This window comes from Microbacterium sp. ZKA21, from assembly GCF_050434165.1.
GTDB lineage: Bacteria > Actinomycetota > Actinomycetes > Actinomycetales > Microbacteriaceae > Microbacterium.
In genome coordinates this window covers 189,409-203,248 of the sequence record NZ_JBNPVV010000004.1, presented here as the reverse complement: position 1 = coordinate 203,248, position 13,840 = coordinate 189,409, and the positions used below count along the sequence as shown (strand labels likewise).

Below are 13,840 nucleotides of genomic sequence, written 5' to 3'. Positions count from 1 at the left end.
CCATTATGTCGCCAATGGGGGCCGGAGCGCTCCCCCGCGCTCCGGCCCCCGGGTCTCGTCGCCGTGATGTCAGGCTCGCGGCGCGAGACCCGCATACAGCAGACCGCCGGTCTGCGGATCGCGCAGCACCAGCACCTGCTCGCCCGCACGCGGGATCTCCAGCCGGGACACGAGCGCCGCGATGGCGACCTGCTGTCCGCTCAGATCCAGGGTGAGGACGATGTTCGGGTTGTCGTTGATGGTCTGACCGGTGTCCTGCAGGGCGAGCACGGTCGCCGTCTCGGTCGGGGTGCCGAGCGCCCGCAGCTGCGCAACGTACTCGGCCTGGTGCAGGGAGTTCGTGGCGCCCTGCATCGCCTCGGTGAACTCGCGGCCCATGAAGGCCTGCGTCATCTTTCCCATGAGGCCACGGCCCTGGGCGATGTCATCCGCCATCCGCATGGCCTCGGTCTGGCGCTCCTCCTGCGTCTTCCTGCTGAACAGTCCCATGATCACTCCTGACGTTTCGCGGTGTCTGTCGTGATCCACGCTACGAGGACGACGTCGCTCCCGATCACAGGTTCGGTGGCGGGCGCGTGAACGTCAGGCGGACAGGATGCGCGCTCCGCTCACGGGCCCGTGCACGTGAAGCGCCTCGCGCCCCTGCGCCTCGAGCTGGTCCTGGACGTAGCGGGCCGACTCCGGTGTGTCGCACAGGAAGGCGACCGTGGGGCCCGACCCGGAGACGATGCCGCTGAGCGCACCGGCACCCAGACCCTCGCGGATGATCTCCTCGAGCACCGGACGCTCTTCGAGCGCTGGCGACTCGAGATCGTTGTGCATGCAGGCCGCGAGCGAATGCGGATCCCCGGCGCGCAGCGCCTGCAGCACGGGGATCGGCACGTCCAGCGACAGCGGCGGATCGTCCGCGAGCGCCTCCCCGCGAGCGCGCTGCTCGTCGAGACGCTGATAGATCACCGGCGTCGACAGACCCTCGTCACTGGTCACGAGCACCCAGTCGAAGCGGCCGCGCGCCAGCGCGGGATTGAGCTGATCACCGCGTCCGGTGCCTACGGCCGTGCCGCCGTGCAGCGCGAACGGGACATCCGCGCCGAGCCGGGTCGCGAGTTCGTGCAGACGCGCCGAGGACAGCCCGGTCCCCCAGAGCGCGTCGCACGCGAGCAGGGCCGCCGCGGCATCCGCCGACCCGCCACCCATGCCCCCGGCGACCGGGACGCTCTTGCGCAACTCGAGCGCCACACCGCCGTCGTGCCCGGTCGCCGTGGCGAGCAGTTTGGCCGCGCGCATCGCAAGGTTGCGATCGTCCAGCGGAACGGATGCCGGGTCGACCGCCCCCTTCACGACGATCGAGAAGTCGTCGGAGGGCCGGGCGATCACGTCCTCGTAGAGCGAGACGGCCTGGAAGACCGTGGCCAGTGCGTGATAGCCGTCGTCGTGCCTGTCGCCCACGCCGAGGTAGACGTTGATCTTGCCCGGAGCCCGCACGTGGACGGCGTCCGGAAAGGGCAGCAGGGTCATCTCTGGTTCCTCTCGGCGCGGCGGGTCAGAGCTCGGAGGACTTCGCCCACAGGTCGACGTCGATGCCGTGCGAGAGGGCGTCGATGCGGGCGAGCTGGTCCGCGGTGAATTCCGGCCCGTCGAGAGCTGCGACGTTCTCATCGAGCTGCTCGGGGCGCGAAGCCCCGATGAGCGCGGAGGCGACCACCGGGTCGCGCAGTGTCCACTGCAGCGCCATCTGGGCGAGCGACTGCTCGCGCTCGACGGCGATCTCGTTGAGCGAGCGCAGGATCGCCAGACCCTCGTCGCTGACCGGCCGATCCGGGAGCGACCCGCGTTTCTGCGCGCGTTCGGCGGTGCCGTTCGCGAGGTACTTGCCGGTGAGCAGTCCCTGCGCGAGCGGGACGAACGCGATCGCGCCTACGCCCTCGGTGCGCAGCGTGTCGGTCAGACCGTCCTCGATCCAACGGTTCAGGATCGAGTACGAGGGCTGATGGATCACCAGCGGGGTGCCGAGATCCCGGGCGACGGCGACGGCCCGTTCGGTGCGCTCGGCACTGTACGACGAGATGCCCACGTACAGCGCCTTGCCCTGTCGCACCAGCGTGTCCAGCGCCCCGATGGTCTCCTCGATCGGCGTCACCGGGTCGACGCGGTGGGAGTAGAAGATGTCGACGTAGTCCAGCCCCATGCGGGTGAGCGACTGTTCGGCGCTGGCCATGATGTACTTCCGGCTCGCGAAATCGCCGTAGGGACCGGGCCACATGTCATAGCCGGCCTTCGACGAGATGATCAGCTCGTCGCGGTAGGGCCGCAGGTCCTCGGCGAGGATGCGCCCGAAGTTCTTCTCGGCCGATCCGTACGGCGGACCGTAGTTGTTCGCGAGGTCGAAGTGCGTGATGCCGAGGTCGAACGCGTGGCGCAGCAGCGCGCGCTGGTTGTCCATCGGGATGTTGTCGCCGAAGTTCCACCACAGCCCGAGCGAGATGGGCGGCAGGTACAGGCCGGAGGACCCGACCTGGCGATAGTCGAAACGGCCGTAGCGGCCGGCATCCGCGACGTACGGACGGTGCAGCTCGGGGATGCCTGGGCGGAAGCGCGGATTCTCGGTCACGACTCCAGGCTAGCCGCCTGCGCCTGCGCGATCTTCACGAAGTCCTCGATCCTCAGCTGCTCGCCGCGGGACGTCGGTGCGACGCCCGCCCGTTCCAGCACAGCGGATGCCTCGGCCGACGATCCTCCGAACACACCGGCGAGGGCCTGACGCAGCATCTTGCGGCGCTGCTGGAACGCCGCATCGACGATCCGGAAGGTCGCGAGGCGGAGGGCTTCATCGCCGCGGGACTCGGTGGAGCGCTCGAAGGCGACCAGCACGCTGTCGACGTTCGGCACGGGCCAGAAGACCTGACGCGAGATCGTGCCGGCGAGCCGCCACGGCCCGTACCAGGCGGCCTTGACGCTCGGCGTGCCGTACGCCTTGCTGCCCGGAGGGGCGGCGAGCCGCTCGCCGACCTCGGCCTGCACCATCACGACGCCGCGTTGCAGGCTCGGGAACGTCTCCATGAAGTGCAGCAGCACCGGCACCGACACGTTGTAGGGCAGGTTGGCCACGAGCACCGTCGGGTCGCCGGGGAGCTCGGTGACCCGCAGCGCATCGGCATCGACCACCGTGAGCGCGTCGGCGGGGACGCCGTGGTCGGCCGCTGTCTGCGGCAGGCGGGCGGCGAGGCGGTGATCGATCTCGACCGCGGTCACCGTCGCGCCGGCTTCGAGGATCGCAAGGGTCAGCGAACCGAGCCCCGGTCCGACTTCGACCACCCGCTCCCCCGGCCGCACGGCACCCGCGTGCACGATCTTGCGGACGGTGTTGGCATCGACGACGAAGTTCTGCCCGAGCTTCTTCGTGGGGGTCACGTCGAGTTCTGCGGCGAGCCTGCGGATCTCGGTCGCACCGAGCAGGGTGACGGTCATCCTCCCATTGTCCCCCACGTCGGTACTCTGGACGGATGCCCTCCCTCGGTGAACTCGTCGCGCCTCGTCGGATGGGCCGGGACTTCCGCTGGCTCCTCGCGTCGTCGTGGACGAGCAACATCGGCGACGGCGTGGCGCTCGCGGCGGCTCCGCTGCTGATCGCGTCGATGACGTCGTCGCCGATCCTCGTGGCGGCCGGCGCCGTGCTGCAGTTCCTGCCCTGGTTGATCTTCGGCCTGCACGCGGGAGCCATCGCCGACCGGTTCGACCGGCGGCGTCTCGTCATGTTCGCCAATGCGGCGCGCGCGATCGTGCTCGTCGCGCTGTGCGCGTTCCTCGTCACGGGCACTGCGAACATCTGGATCGTGCTGGCCGTGGCCTTCCTGTACGGCACCGCTGAGGTCTTCGTCGACACCGCGGGCAGCACGCTGCTGCCGATGATCGTGAAGCCCGCTGAACTCGGCATCGGCAACGCGCGCCTCCAGGCGGGCTACCTGGTGGCGAACCAGTTCGCCGGTCCTCCGCTCGGCGCGTTCCTGTTCGCCGCCGGAAGCGCCTGGCCGTTCCTGGTCGAGGTCCTGTGCGTCACGCTCGCGATCGTGCTCATCTCGCGGATGACCAGGACACCCGTGCCTCCGCGCGAGGAGCATGCACCGGTGCACACCGACATCGCGAAGGGTCTGCGGTGGCTGTGGCGCAACCCGCCCGTGCGCACGCTCGTGCTGATCATCCTCGTGTTCAACGTCACGTGGGCCGCCCCCTGGGGCGTCCTGGTGCTGTACGCGACCGAGCATCTCAACATGGGCGCCGTCGGCTACGGGGCACTCACCACGGCATCCGCCGCCGGAGGGCTGCTGGCAACGCTGAGCTTCGGATGGCTGGAGAAGCGGGTCTCGTTCGCGACCCTGATGCGGGTGTGCCTGTCACTCGAGGTGGTCATGCATCTCGCCTTCGCCCTCACCACGACCGGATGGGTGGCGCTGGTGATCATGGCCGGGTTCGGCTTCTACGCCTTCATCTGGGGCACCATCTCGACCACGGTGCGCCAGCGGCTCGTGCCGAAGGAGCTGCAGGGCCGGATCGCCTCGGTGAACATGGTCGGCGTCTTCGGTGGAATGGTGCTCGGCAACGCGCTCGGCGGCGTGATCGCCCAGATCTGGGGGCTGACAGCACCGTGGTGGTTCGCGTTCGTGGGTGCCGCGATCACGCTGCTGCTGGTGTGGAAGCCGATCTCGCACATCGTCAGCGCGAAGCCGGTGAGCGACCCGGAGCCCGACCCGGTGGCGTGAGCGTCAGTCGCCGAAGGCGCCGTACACGGCGACCGTGTTCGCGGCGAGCTGCATGCTGAGCTCGTCGACCTCGACGCCGAGTTCAGCGGCCATGAAGCGCACGGTGATCGGCACGAGATACGGCGCGTTGGGGCGCCCGCGCAGCGGCACGGGTGTGAGGAACGGCGCATCCGTCTCGACGAGGATCCTGTCGAGCGGGGTGACCTGCAGCGCGTCGCGGAGGTTCTGGGCGTTCTTGAACGTCACGTTGCCGGCGAAGGAGAGGTAGTACCCGGCATCCGCCGCGGTGCGGGCCATCGCGTCGTCACCGGAGAAGCAGTGGAACACCGTCCTGTCCGGTGCACCGACCCTGATCAGGGTGTCGAGCACCGCGTCGTGGGCCTCGCGGTCGTGGATCTGCATCGCGATGCCGTGCTTCTTCGCGAGCGCGATGTGCGCTTCGAAGCTCTCGAACTGCGCTGGTCTGCCCGGCTCGTCCGTGCGGAAGAAGTCGAGCCCCGTCTCACCGATCGCGCGCGTGCGCGGGTGGGCGGCGAGCTCGTCCATGATGGCGAGCGCCTCATCGAGCCGCCCGGCGGCCGCGTAGGTCGGTGCATCGTTCGGGTGGATCGCGACGGCGGCGAGGACACGCGGGTCCTGCTCCGCCGCCGCCACAGCCCAGCGCGACGATTCGATGTCGCCCGACGCCTGCACCACGCCGGCGATGCCGACGGCCTGGGCACGATCGAGCTGCTCCGCAAGGCTGAGCTGTTCGTCGCCGTCCGCGATCTCCAGGTGCGCATGGTTGTCGTACACCGGAACGGTCAGCGGCTCGGGCGCCGGCGGATATCGCAGATCCTTGCGACCGCTCGTCGAGCGCTCGCGGACATAGGTTTCGGGCTCGCTCATGCGTTTCGGCTCCTGGCTGCGCTCGCCGCTCGACGAGCGCATGACGTCAGGCCTGCGACTCCACGCGCGGGAACAACGGCGCCAGTCCGTTGACGTCGGAACCAGGCTTCAGGATGCCCCACGCGCCGGCCTCTCGGATCGGCTGGTCCTGCAGGCGCCCGATGCTCTCGGCCGCGCCCAGCGCGATCCACAGCTTCTCGGTGGACTGCGGCATGACCGGCGAGAGCAGCACTGCCAGCGCGCGCAGACCCTCGGCGCACGTGTACAGCACGGTGCCCAGGCGCGAACGCTTGTCCTCGTCGCGGGCGAGCGCCCACGGCTCGTTCTCGGTGATGTAGCCGTTCAGCGCGTCGACGATCGTCCAGATCGACTTGATCGCCTCATCGATGCGGAACTGCTCGACCGCGGCATCCGCCTCAGACGCGGCATCCGCGACGATCCTCTGGATCGCGAGGTCCGCCTCGGTGTAGTCGCCTGCCGGAGGAACGATCCCCTCGAAGTAGCGCTCGATCATGGCGACCGTGCGGGAGGCGAGGTTGCCGAAGCCGTTCGCGAGCTCGGCCTGATAACGGGCGGACAGATCCTCCCAGCTGAACGAGCCGTCCTGACCGAACGCGATGGCCGACAGGAAGTAGAACCGGTACGCGTCGGAGCCGAAGACGTCCGTGATCTCGGTCGGCGCGATGCCGGTGAGCTTGGACTTGGACATCTTCTCGCCGCCGACCAGCAGCCAGCCGTGCGCGAAGACGCCCTTGGGCACGTCGAGACCGGCTGCCATCAGCAGGGCGGGCCAGATGACGGCGTGGAAGCGCAGGATGTCCTTGCCGACCACGTGGTACGCGGGCCAGCGGCGCTCGAACAGCGCCTCATCCGCGCCGTACCCGACCGCGGTGGCGTAGTTGAGCAGCGCGTCCACCCACACGTAGATGACGTGCGACTCGTCCCACGGCAGCGGGATGCCCCAATCGAACGTGGAGCGCGAGATCGAGAGGTCCTTCAGTCCCTGGCTCACGAACGAGACGACCTCGTTGCGGGCGGAGTGCGGGCGCACGAAGTCGGGCTCGGTCTTGTACAGCTCGAGCAGGCGGTCCTGGAACTCGCTGAGCTTGAAGAAGTAGTTCTTCTCCTGCAGCAGCTCGAGCGGCTTCGAGTGGATCGCGCACACCTTGAGCCCTTCGAAGGGCCCGGTGCCGTCGACGATCTCGGATTCCGGCTTGAACTCCTCGCAGCCGACGCAGTACAGCGCCTCGTACTCGCCCGCGTAGATGTAGCCGGCGTCGTACAGACGCTGGAAGAACACCTGAACGTTGGTCTCGTGACGCTCCTGCGTCGTGCGGATGAAGTCGTCGTTGGCGACGTCGAGTGTCTTCAGCAGCGGGAACCAGCTCTCGGTAACGAGCTTGTCGACCCATTCCTGCGGGGTGACGTTGTTGGCCGCCGCAGCGCGCAGCATCTTCTGACCGTGCTCGTCCGTGCCGGTGAGCATCCAGGTGTCATCACCCGACTGGCGGTGCCAGCGCGCGAGCGTGTCGACCGCCACCGACGTGTACCCGTGTCCGATGTGCGGCACATCGGAGGGGTAGTAGATGGGCGTGGTGATGTAGAAGGATTCGCCTGCGGGCATGCGGTCAATTCTAGGTGCGATCACCGGTGCGTTACGCCGGGGGCGGGCGCGCTCGTCCCCGGTCATAGTCCGTTGCGGCGGGCGACCTCTCCCAGCCAGCCGAGGCTGGGCTTGGGCCGGCGCTCGAACGTCTCCTTGTCGAAGGCGATCAGGCCGAAGGTCGGCGCGTAACCGCTGGCCCACTCGTAGTTGTCCAGCGCGCTCCAGTGCTGATAGGCGCGCACGTCGATGCCGTCCGCCATCGCACGGTGCAGGCCCTCCAGCGCGCCCCGCGTGTAGGCGATGCGACGGGAGTCGTCCGCGGTGGCGATGCCATTCTCCGTCACGAGGATCGGCGCTCCCCCGCTGAGCTCCCACGCGCTGCGCACACCGAGTTCCAGCGCCTCGGGGAAGAACTCCCACCCGGTGAGCGTCGTCTCGACGTCCGCCGCCACCGGACGGGGTCCCTCCGGGCCGATGAAGGTGCGGGTATACGCCTGCACTCCGACGAAGTCGTCGCCGGCCGACTGCTCCAGGTACCAGAAATCCCGAGGATGACCGTACTCGTGCAGCATCTCGTCCGCGCCCGGTTCACCGGTCGAGTGGAACGCCTGCGTCGCGATCGTCCACCCCGCCTGCGCGCCGGGGACCGTGTGCACGAGCTCGGAGGCACGGCGGTGCGCGGCGAGCAGCGTGTCGGCCACGGCCAGATCGGGGTTGGGAAGGCCGTAGGCGACGAGATTCGCTGCATCCTCGCCACCGGCGAGCATGGCGGCGATGTTGGGTTCGTTGATGGTGCAGACGTAGGTCACGTCCTCGAGGATCGGCAGCACCGTCTCGACGTAGCGGCTGAACAGGTCGACGGCATCCGGCGCCCGCCAGAAGCCGTCCCGCTGGAACCACTGCGGCACGGTGAAGTGGATGAGCGTGACGGTGGGATCGAGACCGAGGTCGCGCGCGGTGCCGATCATTCGTCGGTAGTGATCGATCATCGCGCGTGAGACGAAGCCGCGCTCCGGTTCGATGCGCGCCCATTCCAGCGAGAACCGGTACGAGTTCAGACCCGCCTCAGCGAGCAGGCGCATGTCCTCCGGGTAGCGGTGGAAGTGATCGGCGGCATCACCCGACGGCTCCACCATGGGCGAACCGGGAGCATGCTCCATGGTCCACCAGTTGCTGGTCGTGTTGTTCCCCTCCACCTGGTGGGCCGCTGTCGCGGCGCCCCAGAGGAAGCCGTCGGGGAAGGTGAGCACAGATGCTCCTCTCGTCAAGGGTGATCGGTTCGGTGCCGCGCGCGTCAACGGGCTGCGCGGGCGGGGTTGGGCACGGCATCCAGGAGCTGGACCGTGTAAGGGTCCTCGGGATGCTGCAGCACCTGCGCGGTCTCACCGCGTTCGACGACGCGGCCATCGTGCAGCACGAGGATGTTCTCTGTGACCAGCCGAGCGCTCAGCAGATCGTGGGTGATGTAGAGCATGCTGATGCCCCAGCGCTCACGGAGATCCTCGAGCAGCGCCAGTACGCCGGCGCGCAGCGAGACATCGAGCATCGACACGGGCTCGTCGGCGATCAGCACCTGCGGGTCGCTCGCCAGCGCACGGGCGATGACGACCCGCTGACGCTGGCCGCCCGACAGCTGGTGCGGCAGCTTGGCCGCGAACTGCTCCACCGGCGTGAGGCCGACCGTCTCGAGCAGTTCGAGGACGCGCGCCCGCGCCTCGTCGCCGCGCAGGCGCGTGTAATTGCGGATCGGGCGACTGAGCGTGTACTCCACGGTGTGCAGCGGGTTCAGCGCCGAGTAGGGATCCTGGAACACCATCTGGACGTCCTTGCGCAGATCCCGAAGACCACCGCGGCGGAGCGACGCGACATCCACGTCTCCGAAGCGCACCGACCCGGAGGTCGGCTTCTCGACGCCGGTGATGAGCTTGGCGATGGTCGACTTGCCCGAGCCCGAGGCGCCGACGAGCGCGAGCGCCTCACCCGGCTCCAGGCGGAACGAGACGTCGTCGACGGCGGTGACCGCCTCCTGTCCCCGACGAGGTGCCGGGTACAGCTTCGAGACGCCCTCCAGCACGATCGCGGCATCCGCCCGGCGCTCATCGCGCTCGGAGACGGTCGGCAGGGTGTCGGTCACCTCCGCGCGGGAGGTCCCCTCGCGGCGCCGCGTGCCCAGATCGACGAACCCCGGGATCGACAGCGACTCCGCCCGCGGGTCCGCGTAGTGACTGAGCAGCATCCGGGTGTACTCGTCCTGCGGACGCTCCAGGATGTCTCGGCTCGGTGCGTCTTCGACGATCCGACCCTCATGCATGACCATGACGCGATCGGTCGCCTCCAGGACGATGCCGAGGTCGTGGCTGATGAGGATCGCGGTGAACTGCTCGGCGCGCTGCAGCTCCTGGATCGTCTCCATCACGGCGTGCTGCACCAGCACGTCCAATGCGGTCGTCGGCTCGTCGAAGACCATGAGCTGCGGCTCCAGCGAGAGGGCGATCGCGATCGAGGCGCGCTGCCGCATCCCGCCGGAGAGCTCGCCAGGGTACCGGTCGAGGACCTCAGGGCCGAGCCCGACCTTTCCGACCAGTTCACGCGCGCGCTGTTCGCGATCGGTCGAGGAGATGTGCCCGTGGGCCGCGAAGACATCGAAGAAGTGAGCCCGCACCGTGCGCACGGGATTCAGCGCGTTCATGCCGGACTGCAGCACCATGGCGAAGCCGCCCTGCCGCTGGCGGCGCAGCTCCTCGGCATCCAGACCCCGGATGTCGCGACCACCGAACAGGATCCGACCGCCGCTGATGCGGGCCGGTGGTTTCTGCAGACGCGTCAGAGCGAAGCCGAGCGTCGACTTGCCCGAACCGGACTCGCCGACCAGCCCGACGAACTCGCCGCGCCGCAGCGTGAAAGAGACGTCCTCGACGGCTGAGACCGGTGTCGCACCCGGCGAGGCGTACTCGACGGACAGCCCCTGGACCTCGAGCAGGATCTCCCGCTCGTCCGCGGCGGTCGCCGCATCGATCGTCGGGTTCATCGTCCCTTCCCTTCCCGCAGGCGCGGATTGGATATGCCGTCCACGCCGAAGTTGATGAGTGTGAGACTCAGCGCGAGGAGGGCGATGCAGAGTCCAGGAGCGAACAGCAGCAGCCATTGCCCGGTGAGCAGCGAGTTCGAGTTCTGCGCCCAGTAGAGCATCGTGCCCCAGCTGACGATGCTCGAGTCTCCGAGCCCGAGGAACTCCAGTCCTGCCTCGGCGAGGATCGCCGCCGTGGCCGCGCCGAACAGCGTTCCGGCGATGATCGACGTCATGTTCGGGAGGATCTCGCGGAAGATGATGCGGGCCGAACTGTCGCCGGAGAACTGCGCGGACGCGACGAAGTCGTTGCCGCGCAGGGACTGCGTCTGGCTGCGGAGCACCCGCGCCCCCCACGCCCACCCGGTGACCACGATCACGGCGATGATCATGAGGATCCCGCCGTTCTGGAGGTAGGCGGCGATGACGATCATGAGCGGCAGGCCGGGGATGACGAGGAACAGGTTGACGAAGAAGCCGACCGTCTCGGAGGCGATGCCGCGCAGATACCCCCAGCTCAGCCCGATGAGCACGGCCACGATCGTGGAGAGGATGCCGGCGGCGAAGCCGACCAGCAGGCTGACCTGCGCGCCGTGGATGAGCTGACTCAGCACGTCTTCTCCGGCGGCGGTGGTGCCCAGCCAGTGCTCCGGGCTGGCTCCGGCGTTGCGCTCGAAGCCGTTGTCCTTCGGATCGTACGGAGCGAGCCAGGGCGCGAAGACCGCGACGAGGACGAACACGGCGAGCAGGCACAGCCCGATCCGCGCCTTGCCGTTGCCCCAGAGGGTCCCGACCATGCGCCCGAGGGAGCGCCATCGGCTGGGGGCCGCGATGCGGGAGGAGGGCACTTTGACGTTCATCGTGGAGGTCATCGGCGGGTCCTTGGGTCCAGCACGCCGTACAGGATGTCGACGAGGAAGTTGGCGATGAGCACGCTGACCGTGATCATCAGGAAGAGCGCCTGCATGAGCGGATAGTCCTGTCCGATCACGGCGTTGAACAGCAGGTACCCGATGCCGGGATAGCCGAACACCTGCTCGACGAGGATCGATCCTCCGACCACACCGCCGAGTGTGAGCCCGAAGCCGGTGAGGTTCGGCAGGATCGCGTTGCGTGCGGCGTAGCGCAGCGCGATCGTACGGCCGCGCAGGCCGTTGGCCTCGGCGAAGGTGACATAGTCCTCACCCAGTGTGTTGATCATCGCGTTGCGCATGCCGATGATCCAGCCGCCGAGAGAGGTGAGCAGGATCGTCAGCGCGGGAAGTGCGGCATGACGGATCAGGTCGACGATGAAGTCGAGCGTGAACCCTGGTGTCGTGGTCGCCGAATACGCCCCGGTCGTCGGGAACCAGTGCAGGACGTAACCGAGGAAGAACAGCAGCAGCAGCGCGGTCCAGAAATACGGGAACGTGCTGAGGAAGGACCCGGTCAGCGTCGGCAGGGAATCCAGCCAGGTGCCGCGGCGCCACGCGGCGGCGACGCCGATGAGCGTGCCGATGACGAACGCGAGCACGGTGACGACGCCCACCAGGACGATCGTGTACGGCAGCGCCGTCGACACCATGCTGGCGACGGTCTGCGGGTAGAACGTGTACGAGACGCCGAAGTCGAGGGTGGCGACCTGGCCGAGATACGTGACGTACTGGTCCCACAGCGAGCCCGTGGGCACGCCGAGCTGCGCCTCGATGGCCGCTCGGGTGGCCTCGGAGACGGGGCCGTTCTGGGCGAGTTTGGCGATCGCGGCGTCCGCCGGCGAGCCGGGCATCATCCTCGGGAGGAAGAAGTTCAGCGTGACGGCCGCCCAGAGCGTGAGGGCGAAGAGGCCGAGTTTCTGGAGTGCGTACTTCACTGGTCCTCTCCCTTCACGCGCTCGAGCCGCGGGAAGATCCCGAGGGGTGCCGAGTCGTAGTTCTGCGGGATCATGTAGGGGTCTTCCTCGGAGGGCCAGCCGGTGAACTTCGCGTCGCTGAAGAGTCCCCAGATGCCGCCGTAGTAGAGGCCGATCACGGGCAGTTCGTCGTACACGATGTTCTGCAGCTCGCGCACGATCTCGTCCTGCCTGACCGGGTCCACCGTGGATCGGAACTCGGCCAGCAGCGCGTCCGCCTCGTCCGAGCGATAGCGCTGGAAGTTGTTCGACGTCGTCTCACCGGCCGGGACGTAGAAGTCGCTCGAGAGCAGACTGTTGAACGCCTGATAGACGTCGCCGTTGCCCATGCCGCCGATCGCCATCTCGAAATCGCCGTTGCCGATCGCACTCTGGTAGCCGGCGGGCTGCGGCAGGTTCAGGGTGACCTTCACGCCGACGTCGGCGAGCTGGCGCTGCACCGCCTGCGCCGCTCTGGTCCAGTCGGAATAGCCGTTCGCGGTCGTGAGGGCGAACTCGAGCTGTGCACCGTCCGCACCGACCAGCCGGTCGCCCTGCAGCGCGTAGCCGGACTCGGCGAAGGCCTCCAGCGCGGCATCCCGATCCTGAGCGATCATGCCCTGATCAGGGATGCCGGGGTCCAGATACTGCTCCTGGTTGGGCAGGATGAGGCCGGTCTGGCCGGCGGGCTCCATGTAGCCCTCGGATGCCGTTTCCGCGATCTCCTCGCGGTCGAGCGCGAGGGCGATGCCGCGGCGGACGTTCACGTCGTCGAACGGCGCGACCTCGAGATTCGGAACGAGCGAGATCACCCCGCCCGGTGGGAACCACCAGGTGTTGTCCGGACTGGCCGCGCCCCAGGTCCCCTCGACATCCGAGATGAACGAGTACGCCCAGTCGTACCCGCGCGTGACCGTGTCGAGCTGCGAGTTCGTGGCCGGAAGCAGGATGTGCTCGATCTCGATCGAATCGGCCTGCCAGTATTCCGGGTTCTTGTCCATCGAGTACTGCTGATCGTTGTAGTTGCCCAGCACGAAAGGACCGGTGCCCACCGGCTCCTCGTTGCGCCATGTGCCCGGGTCGGCGACGTCCGACCAGAGGTGCTCGGGGACGATCATGGTCTGACCGATGATCGACAGCGACGGAGCATCCTCGCTCTTCAGATGGAAGACGATGTCATCCCCGTCGACCTCGACGCTCTCCAGGTGCTGCCAGGCGCCCTTGATGTCGAGCGAGGGGTTCTCCTTCAGCAGGTCGAAGGTGAAGGCGACGTCTTCAGGTGTCAGGCTCTCGCCGTCGCTCCAATCGACGTCGTCGCGGATCGTCATGACGATCGTGCGGGCGTCCGGCTGGGACCATTCGGCGGCCAGCCACGGGATGCGCTCGCCGTCGAGCGGGTTGATGAGGATGAGCGGTTCGTAGATCCACCGTGCCGCCGTGCGCGTGTTGGTGAGATACGGGTTGAAGTTCCGTGTGAAGAACGGGTTGCCGTGGTCGGCGTTGATCAGCATCGTGTCATCGCCGATCGACGGATCGGGCTGGGACGTGATCTGGATGCTGCAACCGCTGAGAGCGATCGCCGCCGCTGTCAGACCGATCGCCGCGGCCCTCCGCCAGCGCTGGAACCTGCGCATCTTCGCCACCTGGGAACCTCA

At 68.1% G+C, this 13,840-nt stretch carries 12 protein-coding genes; 1 reads left to right on the top strand and 11 read right to left on the bottom strand.

Going from position 1 to position 13,840, the window contains the following annotated elements; genetic code table 11:
- Window positions 1–69: 69 nt before the first annotated feature.
- The 4 genes from M2317_RS10480 to rsmA form a co-directional block, all read right to left on the bottom strand.
- Window positions 70–489: a hypothetical protein gene (locus tag M2317_RS10480; RefSeq protein WP_429459917.1), complete on the bottom strand. Its 420-nt coding sequence runs from the start codon at window positions 487–489 to the stop codon at window positions 70–72.
- A 93-nt stretch (window positions 490–582) separates the two neighbouring features.
- Window positions 583–1,518, bottom strand: a complete 936-nt coding sequence (locus M2317_RS10475) for a 4-(cytidine 5'-diphospho)-2-C-methyl-D-erythritol kinase (RefSeq protein WP_429459915.1) — start codon at window positions 1,516–1,518, stop codon at window positions 583–585.
- Between the two features lie 25 nt (window positions 1,519–1,543).
- A complete protein-coding gene (gene mgrA / locus M2317_RS10470; protein WP_429459913.1) occupies window positions 1,544–2,611 on the bottom strand; it encodes an L-glyceraldehyde 3-phosphate reductase in 1,068 nt (355 codons plus the stop codon).
- Window positions 2,608–3,468, bottom strand: a complete 861-nt coding sequence (gene rsmA, locus M2317_RS10465; RefSeq protein WP_429459911.1) for a 16S rRNA (adenine(1518)-N(6)/adenine(1519)-N(6))-dimethyltransferase RsmA — start codon at window positions 3,466–3,468, stop codon at window positions 2,608–2,610. The genes mgrA and rsmA overlap by 4 nt, the downstream gene beginning before the upstream one ends.
- Before the next feature lie 35 nt (window positions 3,469–3,503).
- On the opposite strand from rsmA, the gene M2317_RS10460 reads away from it, so the two are divergent.
- A complete protein-coding gene (locus M2317_RS10460) occupies window positions 3,504–4,757 on the top strand; it encodes an MFS transporter (protein WP_429459909.1) in 1,254 nt (417 codons plus the stop codon).
- Between the two features lie 3 nt (window positions 4,758–4,760).
- On the opposite strand, the gene M2317_RS10455 is transcribed toward M2317_RS10460, so the two are convergent.
- The 7 genes from M2317_RS10455 to M2317_RS10425 form a co-directional block, all read right to left on the bottom strand.
- Window positions 4,761–5,645, bottom strand: coding sequence for a TatD family hydrolase (locus tag M2317_RS10455; protein WP_429459908.1), 885 nt, complete (start codon window positions 5,643–5,645; stop codon window positions 4,761–4,763).
- 46 nt (window positions 5,646–5,691) lie between these two features.
- Window positions 5,692–7,269, bottom strand: coding sequence for a methionine--tRNA ligase (gene metG, locus M2317_RS10450; RefSeq protein WP_429459906.1), 1,578 nt, complete (start codon window positions 7,267–7,269; stop codon window positions 5,692–5,694).
- Between the two features lie 62 nt (window positions 7,270–7,331).
- Window positions 7,332–8,501 carry a glycoside hydrolase family 1 protein gene (locus tag M2317_RS10445; RefSeq protein WP_429459904.1) on the bottom strand — a complete coding sequence of 390 codons (1,170 nt, stop codon included), beginning with the start codon at window positions 8,499–8,501 and terminating at the stop codon, window positions 7,332–7,334.
- 44 nt (window positions 8,502–8,545) lie between these two features.
- The gene (locus tag M2317_RS10440; RefSeq protein WP_429459902.1) at window positions 8,546–10,279 is read right to left on the bottom strand and encodes an ABC transporter ATP-binding protein; all 1,734 of its coding nucleotides are present in this window, start codon (window positions 10,277–10,279) and stop codon (window positions 8,546–8,548) included.
- Window positions 10,276–11,190 carry an ABC transporter permease gene (locus tag M2317_RS10435; RefSeq protein WP_429459900.1) on the bottom strand — a complete coding sequence of 305 codons (915 nt, stop codon included), beginning with the start codon at window positions 11,188–11,190 and terminating at the stop codon, window positions 10,276–10,278. Before M2317_RS10435 ends, M2317_RS10440 begins: the two co-directional genes overlap by 4 nt.
- Complete coding sequence (locus M2317_RS10430) at window positions 11,187–12,167, bottom strand: ABC transporter permease (RefSeq protein ID WP_429459899.1); 981 nt, start codon at window positions 12,165–12,167, stop codon at window positions 11,187–11,189. Before M2317_RS10430 ends, M2317_RS10435 begins: the two co-directional genes overlap by 4 nt.
- On the bottom strand, window positions 12,164–13,819 hold the full coding sequence (locus M2317_RS10425) for an ABC transporter substrate-binding protein (RefSeq protein ID WP_429459897.1): 1,656 nt from the start codon (window positions 13,817–13,819) through the stop codon (window positions 12,164–12,166). Before M2317_RS10425 ends, M2317_RS10430 begins: the two co-directional genes overlap by 4 nt.
- Window positions 13,820–13,840 lie beyond the last annotated feature (21 nt).